28 protein-coding genes and 1 pseudogene are annotated in these 23,831 nt (G+C 33.4%); 26 read left to right on the top strand and 3 right to left on the bottom strand.

Annotated elements, in window-relative coordinates; all coding sequences use genetic code 11:
- The first annotated feature begins 357 nt into the window (after positions 1 to 357).
- The 9 genes from BWZ22_RS13255 to BWZ22_RS13215 all read left to right on the top strand — a co-directional run bounded on the left by BWZ22_RS13255 (position 358) and on the right by BWZ22_RS13215 (position 6,038).
- Positions 358 to 555, top strand: a complete 198-nt coding sequence (locus BWZ22_RS13255) for a hypothetical protein (protein ID WP_076700732.1) — start codon at positions 358 to 360, stop codon at positions 553 to 555.
- Complete coding sequence (locus tag BWZ22_RS13250; protein WP_076700730.1) at positions 556 to 1,107, top strand: hypothetical protein; 552 nt, start codon at positions 556 to 558, stop codon at positions 1,105 to 1,107.
- A gap of 275 nt (positions 1,108 to 1,382) precedes the next feature.
- Entirely contained in the window at positions 1,383 to 1,754 is a 372-nt protein-coding gene (locus tag BWZ22_RS13245) for a transposase (RefSeq protein WP_076697791.1), read from the top strand.
- Entirely contained in the window at positions 1,754 to 2,605 is an 852-nt protein-coding gene (locus BWZ22_RS13240; RefSeq protein ID WP_076697792.1) for an IS3 family transposase, read from the top strand. Before BWZ22_RS13245 ends, BWZ22_RS13240 begins: the two co-directional genes overlap by 1 nt.
- 103 nt (positions 2,606 to 2,708) lie before the next feature.
- Positions 2,709 to 3,167: a helix-turn-helix domain-containing protein gene (locus BWZ22_RS13235; protein WP_076697894.1), complete on the top strand. Its 459-nt coding sequence runs from the start codon at positions 2,709 to 2,711 to the stop codon at positions 3,165 to 3,167.
- On the top strand, positions 3,113 to 3,961 hold the full coding sequence (locus BWZ22_RS13230) for an IS3 family transposase (protein ID WP_232225262.1): 849 nt from the start codon (positions 3,113 to 3,115) through the stop codon (positions 3,959 to 3,961). Before BWZ22_RS13235 ends, BWZ22_RS13230 begins: the two co-directional genes overlap by 55 nt.
- Positions 3,962 to 4,232: 271 nt before the next feature.
- Complete coding sequence (locus BWZ22_RS16920; RefSeq protein ID WP_232225281.1) at positions 4,233 to 4,427, top strand: hypothetical protein; 195 nt, start codon at positions 4,233 to 4,235, stop codon at positions 4,425 to 4,427.
- Complete coding sequence (locus tag BWZ22_RS13220; protein WP_198027620.1) at positions 4,424 to 5,290, top strand: IS3 family transposase; 867 nt, start codon at positions 4,424 to 4,426, stop codon at positions 5,288 to 5,290. The genes BWZ22_RS16920 and BWZ22_RS13220 overlap by 4 nt, the downstream gene beginning before the upstream one ends.
- Before the next feature lie 52 nt (positions 5,291 to 5,342).
- Positions 5,343 to 6,038, top strand: coding sequence for a thioredoxin-like domain-containing protein (locus BWZ22_RS13215; protein WP_198027619.1), 696 nt, complete (start codon positions 5,343 to 5,345; stop codon positions 6,036 to 6,038).
- A 50-nt stretch (positions 6,039 to 6,088) separates the two neighbouring features.
- Here BWZ22_RS13215 and BWZ22_RS13210 read toward each other — a convergent pair whose 3' ends face one another.
- Positions 6,089 to 7,666, bottom strand: coding sequence for an IS1182 family transposase (locus BWZ22_RS13210; RefSeq protein ID WP_076700726.1), 1,578 nt, complete (start codon positions 7,664 to 7,666; stop codon positions 6,089 to 6,091).
- Between the two features lie 210 nt (positions 7,667 to 7,876).
- Between BWZ22_RS13210 and BWZ22_RS13205 the strand changes: the two genes are divergently transcribed.
- From BWZ22_RS13205 to BWZ22_RS13170, 8 genes are all read left to right on the top strand, one after another.
- Positions 7,877 to 8,416, top strand: a complete 540-nt coding sequence (locus BWZ22_RS13205) for a VOC family protein (protein WP_083692348.1) — start codon at positions 7,877 to 7,879, stop codon at positions 8,414 to 8,416.
- Positions 8,417 to 8,605: 189 nt separating this feature from the next.
- Positions 8,606 to 9,016, top strand: a complete 411-nt coding sequence (locus tag BWZ22_RS13200) for a RidA family protein (protein WP_076700723.1) — start codon at positions 8,606 to 8,608, stop codon at positions 9,014 to 9,016.
- A gap of 4 nt (positions 9,017 to 9,020) precedes the next feature.
- Positions 9,021 to 9,428 (top strand): SRPBCC domain-containing protein, encoded by a 408-nt coding sequence (locus BWZ22_RS13195; RefSeq protein ID WP_076700721.1) that lies wholly within the window; start codon positions 9,021 to 9,023, stop codon positions 9,426 to 9,428.
- 191 nt (positions 9,429 to 9,619) lie between these two features.
- The gene (locus BWZ22_RS13190) at positions 9,620 to 10,720 is read left to right on the top strand and encodes a putative glycolipid-binding domain-containing protein (RefSeq protein WP_076700718.1); all 1,101 of its coding nucleotides are present in this window, start codon (positions 9,620 to 9,622) and stop codon (positions 10,718 to 10,720) included.
- Between the two features lie 309 nt (positions 10,721 to 11,029).
- Positions 11,030 to 11,191 carry a hypothetical protein gene (locus BWZ22_RS13185; protein WP_198027618.1) on the top strand — a complete coding sequence of 54 codons (162 nt, stop codon included), beginning with the start codon at positions 11,030 to 11,032 and terminating at the stop codon, positions 11,189 to 11,191.
- A 550-nt stretch (positions 11,192 to 11,741) separates the two neighbouring features.
- The gene (locus BWZ22_RS13180) at positions 11,742 to 11,960 is read left to right on the top strand and encodes a hypothetical protein (protein WP_076700716.1); all 219 of its coding nucleotides are present in this window, start codon (positions 11,742 to 11,744) and stop codon (positions 11,958 to 11,960) included.
- Positions 11,961 to 12,035: 75 nt separating this feature from the next.
- Positions 12,036 to 12,326 carry a helix-turn-helix domain-containing protein gene (locus BWZ22_RS13175; RefSeq protein ID WP_157607969.1) on the top strand — a complete coding sequence of 97 codons (291 nt, stop codon included), beginning with the start codon at positions 12,036 to 12,038 and terminating at the stop codon, positions 12,324 to 12,326.
- The gene (locus BWZ22_RS13170) at positions 12,307 to 13,197 is read left to right on the top strand and encodes a reverse transcriptase family protein (RefSeq protein WP_076700711.1); all 891 of its coding nucleotides are present in this window, start codon (positions 12,307 to 12,309) and stop codon (positions 13,195 to 13,197) included. Before BWZ22_RS13175 ends, BWZ22_RS13170 begins: the two co-directional genes overlap by 20 nt.
- Before the next feature lie 50 nt (positions 13,198 to 13,247).
- Here BWZ22_RS13170 and BWZ22_RS13165 read toward each other — a convergent pair whose 3' ends face one another.
- Complete coding sequence (locus BWZ22_RS13165; RefSeq protein ID WP_076700708.1) at positions 13,248 to 14,825, bottom strand: IS1182 family transposase; 1,578 nt, start codon at positions 14,823 to 14,825, stop codon at positions 13,248 to 13,250.
- Between the two features lie 217 nt (positions 14,826 to 15,042).
- Between BWZ22_RS13165 and BWZ22_RS13160 the strand changes: the two genes are divergently transcribed.
- The 9 genes and pseudogenes from BWZ22_RS13160 to BWZ22_RS13115 all read left to right on the top strand — a co-directional run bounded on the left by BWZ22_RS13160 (position 15,043) and on the right by BWZ22_RS13115 (position 23,485).
- The gene (locus BWZ22_RS13160; protein WP_076700705.1) at positions 15,043 to 16,626 is read left to right on the top strand and encodes a zinc-dependent metalloprotease; all 1,584 of its coding nucleotides are present in this window, start codon (positions 15,043 to 15,045) and stop codon (positions 16,624 to 16,626) included.
- Positions 16,623 to 17,039: a hypothetical protein gene (locus BWZ22_RS13155; RefSeq protein WP_076700703.1), complete on the top strand. Its 417-nt coding sequence runs from the start codon at positions 16,623 to 16,625 to the stop codon at positions 17,037 to 17,039. Before BWZ22_RS13160 ends, BWZ22_RS13155 begins: the two co-directional genes overlap by 4 nt.
- 362 nt (positions 17,040 to 17,401) lie before the next feature.
- Positions 17,402 to 17,812: a helix-turn-helix domain-containing protein gene (locus BWZ22_RS13150; RefSeq protein ID WP_076700700.1), complete on the top strand. Its 411-nt coding sequence runs from the start codon at positions 17,402 to 17,404 to the stop codon at positions 17,810 to 17,812.
- 18 nt (positions 17,813 to 17,830) lie between these two features.
- Positions 17,831 to 18,709 (top strand): IS3 family transposase, encoded by an 879-nt coding sequence (locus tag BWZ22_RS13145; RefSeq protein ID WP_371326830.1) that lies wholly within the window; start codon positions 17,831 to 17,833, stop codon positions 18,707 to 18,709.
- A 119-nt stretch (positions 18,710 to 18,828) separates the two neighbouring features.
- Positions 18,829 to 19,650 (top strand): hypothetical protein, encoded by an 822-nt coding sequence (locus tag BWZ22_RS13140; protein WP_076700698.1) that lies wholly within the window; start codon positions 18,829 to 18,831, stop codon positions 19,648 to 19,650.
- Between the two features lie 374 nt (positions 19,651 to 20,024).
- Positions 20,025 to 21,501 (top strand): annotated as a pseudogene (locus tag BWZ22_RS13135) (IS1182 family transposase).
- Positions 21,502 to 21,616: 115 nt separating this feature from the next.
- The gene (locus BWZ22_RS13125; RefSeq protein WP_076700692.1) at positions 21,617 to 21,952 is read left to right on the top strand and encodes a hypothetical protein; all 336 of its coding nucleotides are present in this window, start codon (positions 21,617 to 21,619) and stop codon (positions 21,950 to 21,952) included.
- A 10-nt stretch (positions 21,953 to 21,962) separates the two neighbouring features.
- Positions 21,963 to 22,448, top strand: coding sequence for a hypothetical protein (locus BWZ22_RS13120; RefSeq protein ID WP_076700690.1), 486 nt, complete (start codon positions 21,963 to 21,965; stop codon positions 22,446 to 22,448).
- A 290-nt stretch (positions 22,449 to 22,738) separates the two neighbouring features.
- On the top strand, positions 22,739 to 23,485 hold the full coding sequence (locus tag BWZ22_RS13115; RefSeq protein WP_076700688.1) for a hypothetical protein: 747 nt from the start codon (positions 22,739 to 22,741) through the stop codon (positions 23,483 to 23,485).
- Between the two features lie 43 nt (positions 23,486 to 23,528).
- Here BWZ22_RS13115 and BWZ22_RS13110 read toward each other — a convergent pair whose 3' ends face one another.
- Positions 23,529 to 23,810 (bottom strand): hypothetical protein, encoded by a 282-nt coding sequence (locus BWZ22_RS13110; protein ID WP_232225171.1) that lies wholly within the window; start codon positions 23,808 to 23,810, stop codon positions 23,529 to 23,531.
- Between the last annotated feature and the right edge of the window lie 21 nt (positions 23,811 to 23,831).

Here is a 23,831-nt window from a genome sequence, read left to right as displayed (position 1 = left end):
CGGAATTTTCTCGCGTTCGTTTTTGTTTACTAAATTAGTTGCTTAAACACGCAACTAACCATACACAAAACCGTTGCCAACAATACAACTGAACCAAGTATTTACTATACTGACTTACTGAAATCTCTTTATTTTTTCCGACGCTTTTTTTAGCTTGTTTGCTTATATAAATATACGATTTTATTAGGTTAATTCGTTATATATCTGTAACTTAAAGAATAATTAAACGACTAATTTGTCATAGTTAAAAACTATAATTAGTAAATACATTATAAATACATAGTATATACAGTATATACTTATTTTGGAATACTTATTGTAGTTTTGTATTAAATAAAAACGATTTTTAATTAAATCATGGGAACAGTAAACAAATATAAAGAACATTTCAAGAATACCTTTAAGTCTTACAAATCTAAAAATGTAAGAAGTAAAGGAGAGCGTCTTGGTTGGTTATCTTTCGAGGATTCTGAATCAGTTGATTTAAGAAAAGTTTTAACTAACGGAGAAGTTGTTAAATTAAGTAAAGACAACAGACCTATGTTAGTTCCTTAAATGAAGTTAACTTCTTCAGGTTATCCTTTAAAATTTATTCAAACCCACCCTTCTTGCAGTTGGCACGAAAAACGATATGTATATAAGTTTTTTTCAATAAAAACAAAATTGCATTACATCGTTTATGCGGATTATCATGAACATGATTTTATTGCGGTTAAATTTTACGCAAAAAAGGATAGAAAGAGTAATAGAAAATACTCTAATGTTATTAACAAAGGCGATGTAGCTAATATTTTAATCACTTGTGCAAAGTGCATACCTGAATTATTAAAAATCCACCCTACAGCGTCTTTTGGGTTTATTGGAGCGAGAACAATCGATGTTAAATCTGATAAAGTTGAAGGATATAAAACAAACCAGCGTTTCAGGTTGTATAAATATCATATACCTCAATTAATTGGAGGTAAAACTTTTTTACATAAATCTTTTCCAAACGCTAGTTCTTATATCTTACTTAATCGAAAAAATATTGATTTAACAAAAACCGAAAAGCAAATAAAAACCATGGTTTGCAATACATATCCTGATTTATTAAATATTCAATTTTAATTTTTTTTGCTTCCAACTGTCAGCAATCTGCCTACCCTCGAAAAAAAATAAAGCATTCAGTATGTCAATGAACGTATGAACTAATTTAAAAGTACAGTTGGCAACAACGTATATAAAAAATAACTAGGTAAGTTCACAGCCTAAAATTTGTGAGCACTAAAAAACACAACGTAAACCCGAAAAATAACGTATTTTTACACGTTACTTTTCATATACACAAACGTTGTAAGTAATTTTGACCCGTCCTGAATAAAGGCTACATAATTTTAAACATTATGTACAAAAATGACAAAGTAATCAGACGGTATTCAGAACCCTTTAAACTAAAAATTCTAGATGAACTTAGTAAAGGTAAACACACAAAGAGCGAACTTTGTAAACTCTACTCTATTGCTCCTACAACAGTCAATGAGTGGATTAAAAAGTATAATCGTAAAGATTTAATGAACACCAGAGTAAAAGTGGAAACCAAAGACGAAATATCACGAATTAAAGCACTCCAAAAAGAAATAGAACAGCTTAAAAAACTGTTGCTTAAAAAAGATCTCGATGCCTTGGTATTAGATTCTTACCTAGAAGTAGCAGCTGAGGATCTAGGCTATAAATCTGTGGCTGAACTAAAAAAAAAGTTAAGCATAAAGCCTTAATCATAGCTAAAGAAAAATCTAAGGGATTTGCCTCTTTAACAACTATAAGCCATTGTTTTGGTCTTAAACGTGATGCGTATTATAAATACAAATCTAGAGCTGATAAGCGTTTAAAACTAGAACAACAGATTATTAACATAGTCAGTAAAAAACGTAAATCCCTTCCTAGAGAAGGTGTACGGAAACTCATAAAATCTTTAGATGATGAGTTTACTAAAGCCAATCTTAAAGTCGGGAGAGACACCTTATTTAACGTCCTTAGAAAACACAATATGCTTACTCTTAGAAAGAAAACTAGTGCCAGAACAACCAATTCTTATCATCGCTTTTATAAATATAACAACCTGATAAAGAACATAGATGTTACCAGACCAAACCAAGTTTGGGTTAGTGACATAACTTATATTAGAACCATAAAAGGTTTTTGCTACTTGGCTTTAATAACAGATATGTACTCTCGCAAAATTGTTGGATATGATCTTAGTGATAGTCTGGAATTAAAAGGTTGTGTAAGAGCGTTAAATAAAGCTATTTATCAAGCTAAAGACATTAAACAACTTATTCATCATTCAGATAGAGGAATACAGTATTGTAGCAATGTTTACACGCAAATACTTAAGAGAAAAAAGATAGATATTAGTATGACAGAAGAAAATCATTGTTATGAAAATGCCATGGCAGAACGTGTAAACGGTATCTTAAAAGATGAATTTTATCTAGACCAAACCTTTGATAATGTGGCTCATGCTAAGAGAGCTGCAAAAAATGCAATTAATTTATACAACGAAGTAAGATTACACTTATCTTTAGACTGCAAAACACCGAATATGGTATATCAATTATCAGCGTAAATTCTATTTTAACCTGTAGCCATATTTCAGGACAAGACATATTGACCCGTGAACTTTCCTGAAATAGGTTGACTAAAAATTAAACCATTAATTATAGTCACTTATGAAAACACAAAATGAGCACTGGCGAAAAAAAAGTTACCAAAAAGCCACTTTAGAAACCAAACTTTTAGTCGTTGACCAAATCCTAAACGGTCAACTATCCAACAACCAAGCTTCTAAAAAATACGACGTCCCCAGAACAACCATTTCCTATTGGTTAAGAAAATACAGTACCTTAGTACAACAAAATACAGGTATGAGTAAAAACGATGAAATTAAAAAGTTAAAGGAAAAGATTGAAGAACTTGAGTTTCAAAAAGACTTCCAACAAGACATTATCGCGGATATGGAACTTATTACAGGCGTTGATATGTCAAAAAAGTCATTGCCCAAAACATTAGCAAAAGAGATAGAGCTAAAGAAAAAACAGCGTATAAAAGAAAATGGCTCTATGGATGTTTTGGGATATCTAAACAAGCCTTTTACAAAAGACTCAAAACCCAACAAAAACAAGAAGTAGACCATCAGAAGCTAATGAAAATGGTCAAGGACTACCGTAAAAAAGTAGGCTCTAAAACTGGTGGAATTAAGCTACATAAAGAACTAAAACAGGACTTTATAAACGCTGATATTAAAATTGGTAGAGACAAGTTCTATCGCTTCCTTAGGCTAAATAATCTTTTGATTCCTAAAACTAAAAATTACATCACAACTACAAACTCAAACCATATGTACAAAAAATATAAGAACCTGGTAAAAGACCACGTTCCTACTCGACCAGAACAACTTTGGGTTAGCGATATAACATACATTAAAACAGAAAATGGGCACAACTATCTAGCTTTAGTCACAGACGCCTATTCTAAGCAAATTATGGGCTATAAACTCGATAATCATATGAGAACATCGCTTTGTACAGAGGCGCTTGCTATGGCTATTAAAAATAGAAAATATCCTAAACAAAAGCTTATTCATCACTCAGATAGAGGGTTTCAATACTGCAATCCTAAATATACCGAGTTTGCCGAAAGCAACGGAATAACAATGAGTATGGCTGAACAATACGACCCTTATGAAAACGCTGTTGCTGAACGTATTAATAGAACACTTAAATACGAATACGGCTTAAAACAAACTATTAAAAACACCGATTTAGCTCAAAAAATGACGGAGCAAGCTGTATATATTTATAACAATTTGAGAACCCATTTTAGTCTGGACCTAAGAAAACCTGCTGAAGTACATTTAAATCCAAACATCAAATACAAATCCTATAGAAAAAATAATGTAAATTTACCTGAACTTACAATTTAAGAACAAACCTAGTTCAAACTATTTTTTTGCCTTCTAAACGGCTAAAAAAAATCTTTTGAACAGCTAAATATGAACCAAAAAAAGTCAACCTATTTCAGTATAATACACTTCCTACAAAAAAGTAGGTTTCGATTTAAAACTTTTGATAATCGATCAGATCCAAAATGGACAGATATCCGTGAACCATGTTTCAGAAAAATATCAAATCTCTAGATCTTCTATTGATTACTGGTTAAAAAAATATAGTACCTTAGAACAAAAGAAACTTGGTATGAGCAAGAAAGACGAAATCAAAAAACTCAAGGAACGTATCGAAGAACTAGAATTCGTAAAGGACTTCCAACAAGACATCATCGCTGATATGGAACTAATTACAGGTGTCGATATGTCAAAAAAGTCATTGCCCAAAACATTAGCAGACGAGATCGAAAAAAAGAAACAAGACCGTTTAAAAGAAAATGGTTGATCCAATGTTTTGGGATTAGTAAACAAGCTTTCTACAAACGCTTGAAATCACATAAAACTAAAGTAAACAATGACCAAATCGTGATTCAAATGATTAAAGATTATAGAAATGAAGTCGGTCAAAGAACTGGTGGCATTAAGCTCCATGACAACCTCAAATCTAAAATGGAATCTAGTGGTATAAAAATGGGAAGAGACAAATTCTATGCGCTCTTAAGAGCTTATAATCTCTTAGTTCCAAAAACTAAAAGATATTTTATAACAACCAATTCTAAACATCATTTTTATAAATATGAAAACCTGGTAAAGGACAAAGCTCCTACTCGAGCTGAACAACTTTGGGTTAGTGATATTACCTATATTAAAACACAAAACAAGCACTGCTATCTCGCGCTTGTTACAGATGCTTATTCTAAGAAGATTATGGGTTATAAATTCGCCTCACATATGAAAACATCGCTTTGCATAGATGCGCTCGCTATGGCCATTAAAAATCGTAAATATCCTAATGAAAAACTTATACATCATTCAGACCGTGGAATTCAATACTGTAACCCAGCATATACCCGATTTGCTGAACAAAATAACATCACGCTATCAATGACACAACAGTACGACCCTTATGAAAATGCAGTAGCAGAACGTATCAACAGAACATTAAAATACGAGTACGGACTTAAACAAACTATAAAAAATAGTACCTTAGCTAACAAGATGATTAAAAAAGCTGTCGATATTTATAACAATAAAAGATCACATTTTAGCTTGAAATTAAAGACTCCTGCTTTTGTTCATCTTAACCAAAATGTAGAATATCATTCCTACAAAAAGAACAAACAAAATTTAGAATTATTGACCTTTTAATTAACGAATAATGAACCCGAAAAAGGTCAACCTATTTCAGTATAATACAAAAATGAAAAAAGTATTTTTAGTAATAGTTTCCTTCATCATTTTCATGATATTTTGCTTGACTTTGAATTCTTTAAAATTAAAAAAAACGTACTCTGATTTTAAAGAAGATATTAGTTTTGAAAAAAACTCTAAGTTTAACTTAAATGGAATTTTAAAATTAGACTCTACTACTGTCAATCCTAAAATTCTTTCAAATAAAACAACACTTATCCAATTTTCGTTCAAGGGTTGTGGCCCTTGCCAAAAAGCGAAAAAACGTTTCCCAAAACTTCTAAATCAAACAGATGAAAACTTTCAGATAATTACTATTTCAATCGATAAATTTGATTTTTGGAAATCTCTTGAAGAGAATATAAGTGAAAGAAGATGGACAAAGCTGAATATAGGAGGTTCGAATTTGATTAATTCTTTAAAAGTAATTGGGTATCCAACTTATTTTATTGTTAATAAAAAGGGAAATATTGTATCCAGACCTTCTCATTTTGACGGAATAAAAGCAATTAGAAGTTATTATAAAATTAAACCGAACATACTGGATTTACTGAATGAACATAGTAGTAATTTACTTGATACTAATAGATTTTCAAATTTTATTTATGTATATTCAATTTTATATCTATTTCTGTTTGGAATTGTAATCTTAATCAGATTTTTGATAAAAAAAACATTGGGTAACACTGGTTGCACAAGCCCATAATGTATCCAAAATTATAATTAGAAACCGTCTTTTAAAGGCGGTTTCTGTTTTTATACACTTAAAAACTCTGGTGTTTTAAAAGGCTTTAAAAGCATGTTTATAACCTTGTAAAAGGTGTTTTTGGCACTAAAATAAAGCGTATGTGCCCCTGCTCCGCTTTTAGTACGTTTTTCTATAAATTTCATATATTTTTTAAGGTTGTAGGCTATGGCAGAAAGTTGCATGCATTTATTGGCCTGCTTGATTCCAATGGTATTCACTTTTCTTAGGCCCATAAATTGTGTAAGCGTACCAAATACAGGTTCTACGGTGCTCTGCCGTTTTCCTTTCATATAACGCCCTTGGTTGCTTTCTACCCGGGCTATGTTACGCTCATATTCCGAGCGGTAATAGGTAACGGTAAACTTCTTTTCCTGTGCCGTTTTCCCTAGGCATGCAGTGCGTACTGGACAGTCCAAACACAACGGTTTTGAGCCGCGGTATTCCTTCTTCTTGGTGTTGTTCTTTTTTTCTATAAACACTTTTTTAAAGGGGATGATTTGGCCTTGAGGACATGTATAATAATCTTCCTTTTCGTGATAGGTAAATCCATCCGGACCGCCCTTATAAGTGCCGTGGGCGGGTATAAAACTTTTTAGGCCTATTGCCTCTAGAAAGGCATAATTCTCGCCGCTGCTATAGCCCGTGTCGGCCACACAATTTTCCCAAACCAGTGCCGCTTTCCAAAGCCGTTGTTTTACCCGCTTAACGATATCTGGTAAATGCTGGCTGTCTTTGCCATCGGCATGGTACGCTTTTATATCACTTATCACATGGTTTGCCGTATCTACTGTAAGTTGACTAAGGTAATTGAGTTTTCTTGCCTTTCCCGGTTTTACACTGATGCGCGCATCCGGATCGGTGGGACTGTAATGGGTCTTGTTACTGGTATAGCGACTGCCTTTAGCACCAGCTCCTGGACGTGCATCTTGATCCTTTGCCCATTTGGCATTACGCCTTTTTATGGCCTGTAATTCTTTCGTAGAAGCCGATAAGGTCTGTTGGTCTTTATCGGCCTTGTTTGCTTTAGATTGCCTTAAGGGCTTCTGTTTATCTCGATGGCTGATGTTACGAATTTCCCGAAGATGCCCTTCTAAATCCTCTTCTGGCACTTTCAGTTCTAAAGTATCCATAGAAGCATTGGCCTTTACAGGGGCGGAATCTATGGTCTGGGTATGGCCGGCAACCATACCTGCCGAGACACATAGCTCAAATATTTTTGTAAAAACAGATTCAAATACCGCTTCTGGAAATAGTTGGCGTGTACGGCTTATAGTAGAATGCCACGGTAATTCTTCGTCGATATCATAGCCTAAAAAATACAAGATATCCAAGCGCATGCTACAATGTGATATAAGCTTACGGTCGCTCGTTATATTTTCTAAATAACCAACTAGACACAGCTTAAAGAATACAACAGGGTCGATGCTTTTTTGTCCGCTATCCCCATAATATGGGCACGTGAGCTTATATAGAAATTCTAGGTCTAGAACCTCTTTCAATCGTCTGTAGAAATTGTGCTCTGGTACGCGTTCGCTTAACTGAAACTGTAAAAACAGCTTTTCTTGAAATATTTTTGTGCCTTGCATTATTAAATATACGAAATTTCTGTATATTTAGCAAGTCTTGTGCAACAGGCACACCGTATAAAAAAAATTGCTAGTTTTACCTAAACTAATGTTAGTTGCTCGTTTGCTAGCTTCTGATTTTCCTTCGGAAAATCCTCGCACACAAACACGCAACTTTCCTTATACAACAACGTTATGCGGCAGCTTAAAAAACGACACTAACAACAATAAATGAAACGAGTATATGGACTTTTAACATTGGTGATTTTGACATTTTCAGCTTGTAATAACAATACTGACAAATCGGATAACCAACAAAATCAGGAAAATAAAATGGAACAAAGAATTAGCGTATTGACAATTGGGGCGGATGACTTGAACGCAATGAAAAACTTCTATGGACAAGTTTTAGGTTGGACAACAGTTGCCGAGAATAAAGACATAGCCTTTTATAAACTCAATGGATTTTTATTGAGCATTTGCGATAGAAAAATGCTTGCAGACTTTATCGGTGTTGACCATAAAGGACAAGGTTTTCGTTCTGTGACAATTGGCTACAATGTTGACAGCAAAGAAGAAGTGTTAGAACTTTATGACCAACTGAAAGACAAAGTGAAAATTTTGAAAGAGCCGACAGAACCACCATTTGGCGGACTTTTCTTTTATTTCACAGATATTGAAGGAAACATAATTGAAGTTGCACAAAACTCATTTATAACGCTTGACAAAGACAAAAATGCAATCAACCACAAACCAATTGACCATTTGTAAAATGACACAAAGAATAAACGAAAAAAAAGAAAGCCGACCGCATAACATGCGGTATAAAACATTGGGGTTTATGAGGTTAGTTTAGCGTTCTGTCACGCATCAGCTTTTGTGTTGGTGGACAGGAATGATCCCCGCAATCCCCAACGTTTCATACCGCCACCGTTACCTGCAAGCTGAAAACAACGAACAATGGAGAATAAAATGGAACATATAAATCCAGATGGACTAATAAAAAATTCTGCGTTTTCTCAAATCATAACGACTGAAGGAAATGGAAAGACAATTTATATCGGTGGACAAAATGCAGTAAATGGAATCGGAAAAATTGTTGGAAAAAATGATATTTTAAAGCAAACTGAGCAAGTAATGAAAAACCTAGAAATTGCTCTTAAATCTTGTGGAGTAAATTTTGAAAGTTTAGTGAAATTAGGCATTCATATTGTCCAAGGGCAGAATGCTTATGGTGCATTTCAAGTTTCGCAGAAATTTTTAGGTCAGAACCCAAACCCACCGATTATTACAGTTTTGTACGTTACAGGACTAATAAATCCAGAATTTTTAATAGAAATTGACGCGATAGCATTTAAACCTGAAAAATAAGAAAATGGAAAATCAAGTCGGAAAAACCAAAGATGTAGGATTTCAATTTGGAATAAGGAAAACCTTTTCTGTTTCGAGTGAAAAGGTTTGGGACTTTTTATTTTCCGAGAATGGACTAAAGATTTGGTTAGGCAATTTGAAAAATGAACTTGAAATTAAAAAAGAATACGAAACTGAAAATGGCATAACAGGACTTGTCCGTGTTTTTAAAGCAAATTCTCATATTCGACTGAATTGGAAACCGAAAAATTGGGAAAATATGTCAACAATTCAAATTAGAGTAATTGGAAATCAGACTAAGGCAACCATAGCCATCCATCAAGAGAAATTATTGAATACCGAACAGCGAAATGAAATGAAAGCATATTGGACTGAGATAATAAAGAAAATTGGTGATGAACTATTGACATAGTGTCATTTACAAATTATTTATGGCCCAATTCTGAATTTCTTTGATGACCGGCTGATAAGAATTTGAAAAAAGTAAAAGCTGTACGTTCAAAAAGATAAAACGAATAAAGCCAAAACTGAAAACAACGAACTCTCAACCAATAACAATCATAAAATGATAAGAAGAAAGATCGAATATTATTTTTTTTTAATATGCAAGCACAAGACAAAATAATAGTGTGGAAAAGCACTTATGTAAACACAACCGAATTTACCACCATTAATTTTAAAGACACGATTGAAGTTAAGGGACACATCACAGGTCAAGGATTGGGGAAATTATTGAATGTTAACTACCTGCTTGAAATCAATGAAAAATGGGAAATTCAGTCAGTAAACATCAATTTTCAATCAGACAGTTCGTTTAGCATATATCTTCATAAGAATAAGGATAAAAAATGGGTAAACGAAAATGGGGAAATCATTTCTAAACTAAACAATTGTACAGATATAGATATAACCTTGACCCCATTTACAAATACTTTACCAATAAACAGACTTAACTTGGCTATTGGTGAATCAAAAGAAATTGAAGTTGTTTATTTCGATTTACCGACTCGTAATTTTAATCCTTCTAAACAGCGATATACGAATTTAGGAAATGGAGTTTACAAGTATGAAAATCTTGCTTCCGGATTTACTGCAAACTTAAAAGTTGACAGAGAAGGGTTTGTTTTAGATTACCCAGGTATTTGGCATAGAGTGTTTTCAGAGCAAGAAGCTACTGCAAGACAGAAAGAAGGTTTTGCTTCTTCCCTGATTTCAGATAATGCAAGTGACGAAATTGCTAGAAATAATATTTACGATTGGCTTATAGGAAGTTGGAATGTAGAAGCTGTTGATTATTTAGAAAATAATGAAATAATAAAATCACAAGGTGAATGGCATTTTGCCTATGTACTTGAAGGCAGAGCTGTACAGGATGTTTGGATTGCCCCAAAGCGTTCATTAAGGACGCCAAATCTAAAACAGCCAAGAATTCGTTATGGTTCAAGCATACGTTATTTTGACGCAGAATCAAAAAAATGGTGTGTTTATTGGTTCAATCCCGTTAGTAGTACAGTAAGTAAACTTTATGGTTGGGAAGACACAGGTAATATTGTACAGGAAGGAACCGATGAAGATGGAAATATAATGCGGTGGACATTTCAGAACATAACCAACAAGTCATTTCATTGGAAAGGAGAAATTAGTACCGATAACGGAGAGACTTTTACTTTACAAGCAGAGTTCTTTGGAACACGAAAATATTAAACACTAAAACGAAAGTATTTTCTACAACCATAGAGGTACTTCGATCCATTGGACAACCTGACCCCGACAACCGTATATTTTGGATTGGATCAAAGGAAATTCAAAAACATCAACTAATAAAGTAAAAATGTAGCTCAAAAGAATGAAAGAGCACCAAATTCAAGAGTTATAACTATTAACATATAAAACAACGAAGAATCCATTGCTCATTTTTATGGCTATATATTGTGCTGACCTCTATTCACAGGTCTTGTTTTTAAAGCAAATTCACACATTCGCTTGAATTGGAAACCGAAAAATTGGGAAAATATGTCAACAATTCAAATTAGAGTCATTGGAAATCAAGAAAAATCAACAGTTGCAATTCACCAAGAGAAATTATTGAACGCTGAACAGAGAGCAGAAATGAAAGAACATTGGAACGAAATAATGAACAAAATAGGAACTGAAATAAAAAAAGCCAGCAGGTAACAATGTATATAAAAAATAGGTAATTTAGTGCTGAATTCGAGGAGTTTAGCTCGTATCAAAGTTTGTGCTTAGCCGAAAGTTTAGTGCTTCGTATCCGCCTACTTTTCATATACTAACCGTTAGCGGCAAGCTGAAAAAAGGGTCTTCTCAACCAAATTGTTAATAACTCCAGAAAAATATTTTTAATAATTTTATTAACTATCAGGAATATTTTACTATATTTGCATCATAGTTCTTTGAAAAAGTGTTTTTGATGTTTAACTATTCCGAATGGAGTTCATTTGATAGCCATAATAGGCAACCCGTTTGGGTTCAATAACGGCACAATTCATCTCCCTTGTTGTCCTTATGATAACATTGATTTTGATGTATTACTTCTGTTATAATGTGTCTTAGCTTATATAAGTATGACGCAGGAATTTTTTAAGCGAGTGCAATGAGAACATTGTTTACGCATTCGGAATTTTAAGCTTTAATATACCATTTGATAAACTCACTATTGGAGTGACGCAGGACAATAGTGTCTGTTTAATTTTTAAATTTTTATCATATGAGTAGATTAAAACAAAGTCGAAACATTGATAGTTTGATTAACAATGTACAAGCTATCATCAAGAGCCAGTGTTCTCTTTCGGAACAGGATGTGAAAATCCTAAATGAAGCATTGAGTAAACTTCAAAATCTGAAAAAGAAAAAAGGTAGAACGAACGAGCAAGTTCTTATGGAAATTGTTAAAGTCGTTGAGTTACTAACCAAATTTTTCTTGTAAAATTCAGAATTATGAAAACAAAATGTGAAATTAAAATCCGAACACTCCTTAAAATATTTTCAAAAAATTAAAAAAATGGATTTAGGTAGCATTATTAAAAATATTAGAAAGCAAAAAGGACAAACTCAAAATGAGTTTGCTTCTCTTTGTGGAATAACTCAAACTTATCTTTCACAAATTGAGAGTAATTCAAAAGAGCCTAATCTTTCGACATTGAAAACGATTAGCAATAACTTGAACATTCCTTTACCTATACTTTTCTTTTTATCAATGACTGAAGAAGATGTTCAGCCTAACAAGAGAGAAGCATTTGGTATAGTTAGTCCTTCTGTAAAATCTCTCGTCAATGAATTCTTTGCAGTTTAAAAAATATCAGTTTAAACTGTTTTGTTCTGAAATTGGTTTTTCTCCCGAACGAGTTCAATTCATAGTTGATAATATAGACCACTATTATAATGAATGGTTTGAGAAAAAACCAGATAAGAAAAATGGTGGATTTAAAAAATATCAAGATGGCACATTAAAACAACGTGCAATCAGACCATCACTAAAAGAGTTGAAAGTAATTCACAAAAGAATTAAAGAAAGAATTTTAACTCCAATTTCCTTGCCTTCACATATTCACGGTGGAGTTAAGAAGCGTAGTAATGTTTCGAATGCTAAACCACATCAAGGGAAAAAATATCAATTTACAACAGATTTGATGGAGTTTTATCCAAGTGTAAAACATACCAAAGTGTATGATACATTTCTCAAGCTTGGATTTTCAAACCATTATAGCCATTGGTTGACAAAAATAACGACTTGGAAATATGAACTTCCACAAGGCACTCCTACAAGTACACATATTTCAAACCTTGTGTTCTTGGAAACCGACTATAAATTAATCGAATTATGTAATGAGAATAATATTACTTATACGAGATATGTTGATGACTTGACCTTTTCTTCACCTATTTGCTTTAAACATCATTTAAATACAATTTTAGAAATAATAACAGAAAGTGGTTTTAAAATAAGTTATCGAAAAACTAAATATCAAGGAAATCAAAACATAACAGGAATAGAAGTTAGAAATAATTTCATTGATGCACCAGAAAAAATTCTAATAAAATCAAAAGACGAAATAGAAAGCAAAAAGGAGTTTAAACCATACACAAACTATTTGAAAAATATAAGAAAGACTAATAAAAGAAAGCCAGCCGCTAACAATGGTAACCGTTGCACAAGCCCATAATGTATCCAAAATTATAATAAGAAACCGTTTTTTAAAGGCGGTTTCTGTTTTTATACACTTAAAAACTCTGGTGTTTTAAAAGGCTTTAAAAGCATGTTTATAACCTTGTAAAAGGTGTTTTTGGCACTAAAATAAAGCGTATGTGCCCCTGCTCCGCTTTTAGTACGTTTTTCTATAAATTTCATATATTTTTTAAGGTTGTAGGCTATGGCTGAAAGCTGCATGCATTTATTGGCCTGCTCAATTCCAATGGTATTCACTTTTCTTAGGCCCATAAATTGTGTGAGCGTACCAAATACAGGTTCTACGGTGCTCTGCCTTTTTCCTTTCATATAACGCCCTTGGTTGCTTTCTACCCGGGCTATGTTACGCTCATATTCCGAGCGGTAATAGGTAACGGTAAACTTCTTTTCCTGTGCCGTTTTCCCTAGGCATGCAGTGCGTACTGGACAGTCCAAACACAACGGTTTTGAGCCGCGGTATTCCTTCTTCTTGGTGTTGTTCTTTTTTTCTATAAACACTTTTTTAAAGGGGATGATTTGGCCTTGAGGACATGTATAATAATCTTCCTTTTCGTGATAGGTAAATCCATCCGGACTGCCCTTATAAGTGCCGTGGGCGGGTATAAAACTTTTTAGGCCTATTGCCTCTAGAAAGGCATAATTCTCGCCGCTGCTATAGCCCGTGTCGGCCACACAATTTTCCCAAACCAGTGCCGCTTTCCAAAGCCGTTGTTTTACCCGCTTAACGATATCTGGTAAATGCTGACTGTCTTTGCCATCGGCATGGTACGCTCTTATATCACTTATCACATGGTTTGCCGTATCTACTGTAAGTTGACTAAGGTAATTGAGTTTTCTTGCCTTTCCCGGTTTTACACTGATGCGCGCATCCGGATCGGTGGGACTGTAATGGGTCTTGTTACTGGTATAGCGACTGCCTTTAGCACCAGCTCCTGGACGTGCATCTTGATCCTTTGCCCATTTGGCATTACGCCTTTTTATGGCCTGTAATTCTTTCGTAGAAGCCGATAAGGTTTGTTGGTCTTTATCGGCCTTGTTTGCTTTAGATTGCCTTAAGGGCTTCTGTTTATCTCGATGGCTGATGTTACGAATTTCCCGAAGATGCCCTTCTAAATCCTCTTCTGGCACTTTCAGTTCTAAAGTATCCATAGAAGCATTGGCCTTTACAGGGGCGGAATCTATGGTCTGGGTATGGCCGGCAACCATACCTGCCGAGACACATAGCTCAAATATTTTTGTGAAAACAGATTCAAATACCGCTTCTGGAAATAGTTGGCGTGTACGGCTCATAGTAGAATGCCACGGTAGTTCTTCGTCGATATCATAGCCTAAAAAATACAGGATATCCAAGCGCATGCTACAATGTGGTATGAGCTTGCGGTCGCTTGTTATATTTTCTAAATAACCAACTAGGCACAGCTTAAAGAATACAACAGGGTCGATGCTTTTTTGTCCGCTATCCCCATAATATGGGCGCATGAGCTTATATAGAAATTCTAGGTCTAGAACCTCTTTTAATCGTCTGTAGAAATTGTGCTCTGGTACGCGTTCGCTTAACTGAAACTGTGGGAACAGTTTTTCTTGAAATATTTTTGTGCCTTGCATTATTAAATATACGAAATTTCTGTATATTTAGCAAGTCTTGTGCAACAGGCACACCATATAAAAAAAATTGCTCGTTACGTTTTTACTTAAAAAAACCGCTTTCCAAACGTAATTTTGTAACTGTTAAAGTACGTTCTTAACCAACGCAACTAACTTTATACGAACCGTTGCAAACAATTTTAACAAAACATGGTCTAATTTTAAACAACGGTAAATTATGAGAACGAAAATTTTACTTTTAACAATTTTAATTGGAATTATTTCAATTAACAAACTCAACGCACAACAATGTGGTACACCACAGACTACAAACTATCCTGAAAGTGAAAGGACAGTTACAAATTCATCATATAATGATAGTTTCGAACCAATTTGTTTCAATGTATATTTTCACATTGTACGAGAAAGTAACAGTTCAGGTGGATTTAATAGCTCTTTATTAAATGAAGTCACAGAGAAACTAAATGATGCCTTTAATCCTCATTTATTGTATGTAAATAATTTAGGGTTTGATTATATTAATAATTCAACTTATTACAATATTGATGATACAGGAAATAATAATTCAGAATTTAATGCTCTGGTTCAAATAAATAACAGACCAGATGCTATTAATATTTACATAGTTAATAATGCAGTAAGTTATGCAGGTAGGGCAAACGGGATTTTAAGTCAAGCACTAGTTATTGAATCTTCTTGGGTTAATACACAGGTGGTTTCTCACGAGGTAGGTCATTGTCTTGATTTATGGCATACTTTTCAAGGAACTGCTACAAACACAAGTGGATGTGCTGAAGCTATTAATGGTTCAAATTGTACTACTTGTGGTGATTATGTTTGTGACACTCCAGCAGATGCAAATATAGGGAATTCTGGTGGCTACACCCCTGACATGGATAATATAATGTCCTATTATTATCCTTTTAATCACTTCTCCGATGGACAAATAGTAAGGTCAAGAAATGCTTTTGCATCATCTTCTCTCCTACAGCAAGTGATTGGAACAACATGTCTCGTGCCTGAAATAAGTGGGTCTGAAACAATCTGCAACAATTCGGCAACAACTTATGTATTATCAAATGGTGGTAATTCTGTAAGTTGGCATGTTTCCTCGAATTTGACCGTCCAATCTCAAAACTCAAATTCAATTACAGTAAAACCAACATCTACTTCAACCAATGGGACAGGATTTGTAGAAGCTGTATTGCCAACTCAAACTATAAGAAAAGATATTTGGATTGGTAAACCTTTAATAACAGTAGAATTAGAGCCTATGGGAACAAATTATGTTGCCGTTCATATGGTTGGATTAAACAATACGAATATTAATGACCAAAGTATTACTTCAACTACATGGCAAAAAATTTCAAGTAGTGGTGGCTGTTATGCTAGTTTTGGAGGCAGTGGTTTTGAAGGTTTAGGTCATGGAAATTGTAATAGTTGGAGCGTGTATGCTAAAATAACGGCAACTAATCCCTGTGGCACAACAACCATATATAGAACAATCACTCCTCCAGCACCAGACCCATGTGATGATTATTACAGGATTTCAAACACTTCTAAAAACACTTATGAAGTTATGAGAATTATAGACCCTTGTGCTAGAACTTCAGGAAATCAAAAATTGACATCACTTTCTATAAAAGACAAAACTCTAATTCAAGTTTTTGACTTATACGGAAACTCGATGATAGAGACCAATCAAAAAAATATTAACATTAATAATCTAAAAAATGGTTTATATATCATACGAGCAAGTATCAATGACAAAATATTAACATCTAAAATAATAAAACAATGAAACCAATAATTTTAATTTTAAGTATGTTATTATCATTTACAAGTTGTAGTGATGATGATACAAAATCACAAGAGGAAAGTTTTTTAGGCACTTGGAAATTAATCGAAACATACGGAAGCGATGGGGGAAGTAACCCGCAATGGACAATTGTAGATAACGGTTATACATACACTTTTAGTAATGATGGAACATTCTCATCAACAAGATTTACCGAGTGCACGACAGGTACCTATGATGTATCAAATAATACAATTACTTTAGATTACAGTTGTGTCGGTTTTGACACAGGCGTAGAAAATCCTCCTGGAACATTTGTTGAAAATTATAATTTTGAAAATGGGAATATTATTCTCACTCCTACATATATGAATTGTATAGAGGGTTGTGGCTATAAATTTGAAAAAATAGAATAATAAACTGTTTGCAACACGGGTAAGCGTTGCACAACTCGTCATCAGGAATAAATTGATAGTTTTTGAATTATTAGAAATAATTAAAAGCCCCATATATCAATTAGTTATGTTTTACAAAAAATAGCATAACAATTACGTATAGATGGAATTCATGGTTGTGCAACAGGCACAACGTATATAAAAAATAGCGGTTTAAGTGCTTAAACAAAAGAAAATTAATAAATTAGAGGTCTATTATAATTCGAAAAGTTAGTGCTTAAAATCCGCTACTTTTTATATACAAGACCGTTGTACACAATGTAAATGAATGAACTTTCCTGAAATAGGTTGACTAAAAATTAAACCATTAATTATAGTTACTTATGAAAACACAAAATGAGCACTGGCGAAAAAAAAGTTACCAAAAAGCCACTTTAGAAACCAAACTTTTAGTCGTTGACCAAATCCTAAACGGTCAACTATCCAACAACCAAGCTTCTAAAAAATACGACGTCCCCAGAACAACCATTTCCTATTGGTTAAGAAAATACAGTACCTTAGTACAACAAAATACTGGTATGAGTAAAAACGATGAAATTAAAAAGTTAAAGGAAAAGATTGAAGAACTTGAGTTTCAAAAAGACTTTCAACAAGACATTATCGCGGATATGGAACTTATTACAGGCGTTGATATGTCAAAAAAGTCATTACCCAAAACATTAGCAAAAGAGATAGAGCTAAAGAAAAAACAGCGTATAAAAGAAAATGGCTCTATGGATGTTTTACTCACTTAATTTCTATTGTTTTTATTAGTGTTCGTGCATCCGCTTCGCTCAAGTGGGATATCTAAACAAGCCTTTTACAAAAGACTCAAAACCCAACAAAAACAAGAAGTAGACCATCAAAAATTAATCAAAATGGTTAAGGACTACCGTAAAAAAGTAGGCTCTAAAACGGGTGGAATTAAGCTACATAAAGAACTAAAACAGGACTTTATAAACGCTGATATTAAAATTGGTAGAGACAAGTTCTATCGATTCCTCAGACTTAATAATCTTTTGATTCCTAAAACTAAAAATTACATCACAACTACAAACTCAAACCATATGTACAAAAAATATAAGAACCTTGTAAAAGACCACGTTCCTACTCGACCAGAACAACTTTGGGTTAGCGATATCACTTATATTAAAACAGAAAATGGGCACAACTATCTAGCTTTAGTCACAGACGCCTATTCTAAGCAAATTATGGGCTATAAACTCGATAATCATATGAGAACATCGCTTTGTACAGAGGCGCTTGCTATGGCTATTAAAAATAGAAAATATCCTAAACAAAAGCTTATTCATCACTCAGATAGAGGGTTTCAATACTGCAATCCTAAATATACCGAGTTTGCCGAAAGCAACGGAATAACAATGAGTATGACTGAACAATACGACCCTTATGAAAACGCTGTTGCTGAACGTATTAATAGAACACTTAAATACGAATACGGCTTAAAACAAACTATTAAAAACACCGATTTAGCTCAAAAAATGACGGAGCAAGCTGTATATATTTATAACAATTTGAGAACCCATTTTAGTCTGGACCTAAGAAAACCTGCTGAAGTACATTTAAATCCAAACATCAAATACAAATCCTATAGAAAAAATAATGTAAATTTACCTGAACTAACGATTTAAAAATGAACCTAGTTCAAACTATTTTTTTGCCTCCTAAACGGCTGAAAAAAATCTTTTGAACGTCTAAATTTGAACCAAAAAGAGTCAACCTATTTCAGTATAATACAAAAAAAATAATTATGAAAAAAAATCTACTGATTTTATTGATATTTCAGATTTCTTATTCACAATCAAATTTAAATTTACCGATTTCAGATTATGAAATAAACTTTAAATCTTTAACTCCTATTTCAAACATATATGTCTATAAAAATGGAGATGTTTATTTAGAAAAAGAGAAGACTAGAATTTCAGATTTAGGAATGACACTATTTGAAACTAAAAATGAATTTCCAATTCAAAATCAAAGGTTTATTCAAGTTCATCTTTTAGCAGATAAATCTACAGATTTTGAGATTATTGATTCTATAAAGACTCAAATAAGTAGTGCAAGACTTCATTTATATTATAGAACAAATCATATGGAGGATGTAACAAAAGGAATTAATTGGAGAAATCATAGTTCTTTAGAGTATTTTGAAATTAAAGAAAAAGAATCTGAAAGTAGCAGTGAATCAGACTTAATCGAAATAGTGGCAATTAAAAATCCTATTCAACTTCAAATCAATGAAGAGTTATACAATCTAAATTTGAATAAAGCTAAAGAATTGATTAATAAAATAAAATATGCGAATATTAGATTTATTAATAAAAATAAGATTAAAATTAATAACACTAAAGTTAAACTTAACGATTCACGAGAAATATTTGATATAATTTCAAATTATGATATTCTTTTTATTCGATTTAAAAATAAGATGACTTATAACGATTATATCACACTAATTACATCAATTAAGGATGTATATAAAATCTTAAGAAAAGAATCTAAAGAAATTCCAATTTTTGAAATATCATTTGAGCTAGAAAATGAATTAAAGAAAAATGATTTTAAATTATAAAAATATAAACTACAACACGGGTAAGCGTTGCACAACTCGTCATCAGGAATAAATTGATAGTTTTTGAATTATTAGAAATAATTAAAAGCCCCATATATCAATTAGTTATGTTTTACAAAAAATAGCATAACAATTACGTATAGATGGAATTCATGGTTGTGCAACAGGCACAATGTATAACCAAAATTGTTGTATTTAGTAAAACAGAATGTTTCTTAACTCTAATTTTATTAGTTTTATAAAACGAAAAATTGCAAAACCAATACACAACTTTGGTTATACTAGACCGTCAGACTGTCTCAAAACTTAATAAGTTTGTGAATAACCTATCCCTTAATTGAGAAGTAGTACCTTGATATTCTTTATCTTGTATTATGGAATACTTACAAGGTAAAGATCGTACCCAGCTAACTTTATACAGCACATGTTTGGACGACATGGTACCGTCAAACAATACTGTCCGTTTAATCGATTTATTTGTAAACTCATTGAATTTTGAACAATTGGGGTTTGAGTCACTATCACCCCAAGGTAGACCGCCCTACAACTCTTCCGATTTATTGAAATTATGCATTTATGGATATATGAACCGTATGCGCTCCTCTAGACAGTTAGAAAAGGAATGCCAACGCAATCTCGAAGTAATATGGTTGTTGAAAAGCCTAAAACCAGACCATAACACGATAGCTAGATTTAGAAAAGCCAACTATAGTGCTATTAAAAAAGTATTCAGATATAGTGTAGAAATAGCCAGAAATTTCAATCTTATTGGAGGTGAACTTATAGCAGGTGACTCCACTAAGCTTAGAGCTCAGAATAGCAAAAAGAACAATTACAATCGCAAAAAGATACAACGTCACTTAGACTATATCGACAAAAAACTAGAAGAACACAATCAAGCATTAGTTCAAGCAGATGGCGATGAAAAAGTTCTGCTAGAAGAAAATATCAACCAACGCAAAAAACAACGCAAAAGATACAAATGCATAGCCAAGGAACTAGACAAAAACACAGCTACCGAAAACCCGCAACTATCTACTTCCGATTCCGATAGCAGACACCAGATTGTAAGAGGGACGATTACTGAAGTATGCTATACTGCACAAACAACAGTAGATGCCAAACATAAACTGCTAATCGACTATAAGCTCACCAACAAAAACGACAAAAAGGCCATGGGTATGATGCTCAGGCGCGCTAAGTCTATATTGAGGACCAACCGATTTACAGCTCTTTACGATAAAGGATACCATACGGGAAGCGAATTGCATATTGCCGATCAATTAGGTATTGAAACCCTAGTGGCCATACCTGGCATTGGACGATCAAGCCAGGCTCCAAACACTGCCTATAATGCAGAGTACTTCGCTTACGATAAAAAAACCGATAGCTACAAGTGTCCGCAAGGACATAGCCTAAGGTCAAACCAAACCAGATATAAAGCTAGAAATTATACCTTCAAGCAATACAAGACCAAAGCCTGTAAGGGCTGTCCCGTCAGGAATGAATGCACTACGGCTAAAGTGAACGGAAAAGTCATTCAACGAAGTGAGTTTACAGAGAGCACAACATAATACCAAACGGGTCCATGCCAATCAGCCTCTATATAAGAAACGACAAGCTTTGGTAGAGCATCCCTTTGGAACCATAAAACGCCAATGGAGATTTGACCACATCATGACCAAGAAAGGCATGCAAGCGGTTTCGGCTGACTTAGGCTTGATTGCTATTGCTTATAACCTGAGAAGGCTGTTCAACTTAAAAATAGACCTGAAACCTATATCCAAAAGGCTCAAAGGGTATATCACTGCATTAAAAATGCATATATTGACATGGTTGGACATCTTTTAAGCACAAATTAAAACTATACGATAATTCTTTGACAATATTCACTTTTTAATCTATTTTTAAACTTTAATTGGTAGTTTTGAGACAGACTGACGTTAGGCAATATTAAAATAACAAAATGAAATTAGACGAATTTATCTTTGAATCGATAAAACAAGTTATTGACGGGGTTGAAAAAGCCCAAGACTATGCCAAATCAAAGGGTGCAAAAGTAACTGGAGAAAACCTCGGCTTTGTTGGGGCTAAAAATGGTACAGAAATTGTTTACTATGATAATTCTTCTGGAGAGGTTGTTGAAAAAATGGACTTTGATGTTGCTATAACTACAAAAGAAGGAGATAAAACAAAAGCTGGAGCTGGACTATTTGTAGGTCCATTTAACTTCGGAGCTAGTGGAGAAACTGGTAACGAGAATGGGTCAATAAGTATTTTCAGTACCTCTTCATTTACCTAAACAGAAATAGATGACAGCAGCAGGAAGTAATGAAGCTGAATTCAAGGAAATTATTGAATCAAAATTTGGAGAGATTTTAAATGGAAAAAGAATTTGGAGAGACAATGAAAGTCAAGTAGAAATTTCAGTAGACCAAACAATCGAAACAGACGATTATAATCTGCTAATTGAAATTGACTCAGGAAACTATGCTAAACTAATTGTTGGACAGTACACACTTTTGAATGAACTTCACGATTGCCCAGACAAAAAGCCGGTCTTTATTGTTGTTCATTTTTATAATAGATACACAGACACACCATATAACCCTGAACGGACGATTAGAAATTTGAATTTTATTAATCAAAAAGTGCTTTCTGAAAACGGAATACCATTTCTAGTATTTAATCTAAATACGTTTAATGATTTCCTGACCCAAATCAATTCGTTGAAAGAATTGAACGAAAAAATAAAAGAAAACATTGCCCAACAAAGTACTGTGGTAAAAAACAAGTAAAAATCTATTAATTTTTCGCTAAAGTACTTTTATAAGTATCATCATATATCAATCCTGATTTTGCTATTGCAAAAGCCTGTTTTAATAGCTTATTAGCTTATTTCAATTCTATTTTTCTTAATTTATTTCGAGTTAAAAATTATTAGCAACTGATCTTGATGAAACGCTTCCATCTTATGGATATTTAATAATTAATATAGGTTTTATAAAGGTTTAATATAGAGTAAATACGCTATACATACACTATACCTATTGCTAATTATGCTAATATGTAGTATTTTAGATTTGTTATGGCAAGACAAAAGGGACTGTTTAAAATTAGAGGTACCTTAGGAGAGGTTAATTATTATGTTATTAACGGGGTAGGTTATGCTCGTAAAGCTGGTGGTGGTTTTAATAGTAAGGCCATACGTAGCCAACCCAATATGCAGCGTGTACGTGAGAATGCTAGTGAATTTGGACATTGTAGCCGGGTAAAAAAAGCATTACGTTTAGCATTCGTCCCTTTTTTGCAAGGATATAAAGATACTAGTTTACATGGTAGGATGATGACTTTGCTTACGAGTATTAAGGCACTTGATAAGGTTTCGGAGCGTGGGCAACGTTGTGTTGGTGAAGGTCTTAAGACTGCTAAAGGTAGGCATTTGTTAACTCATTTTGCTTTTACACCTCAGCACAAGTCTCTAGAGGCTCTTGTGGCACATACTCTTTATGATTGGCATACACAACTTTTAACCGTAACCTCGTTTAGCCCAAAAACGTATAAAGCACCAAAAGAAGCAACACATATTGGGATTAGTTTAGGTGTATTGGACTTTGATTTTGATAGTTTAAATTATAATTTGGTGGTTTCTCCTACTCATTTTATGGAGGTTGAAGCTAGTGCTGCGTCTTTTACCTTGACACCAGATACCGTGGTTACACCCAAACATACTGGGATTGCAGTACTAGGACTACGATATTATGAGGTTATTGAGCAGGAGGTTTATAGGTTAGACCAAAATACTGGATTTAGGATTATAAGTATTTACATTTGAATTAGATAATTAGGTTTTTAAGAGCTTATTACTAATAGTTTAGTCATCTATTAACCGACGACATTCGCTTCATAGTATCAAAAAATGCTCTATAAAATGCATCGTCTTTTGCATACAACTTATAGAGTTCTAATTCTTGTTTGCGTTGTTTGCGCATCACCTCATCTAGTATTTTCTTAAAGGCTAAATCACTGTTTTGTTGATCGGTATTGTTCACCACTTTTTCTTCAAAATCGGGATGGGCTTGTACAGACTTGGTTAAACTGATGAATTTAACACGTTGGTCTTCTGGAGTGACTTCCCTTTCTTGAAATCTGATTAACAAGTTTGAGTAATCCCTACTTTT

It is taken from the genome of Seonamhaeicola sp. S2-3 (assembly GCF_001971785.1).
Taxonomy (GTDB): domain Bacteria; phylum Bacteroidota; class Bacteroidia; order Flavobacteriales; family Flavobacteriaceae; genus Seonamhaeicola.
This window is presented reverse-complemented; position numbering and strand designations above follow the sequence as displayed.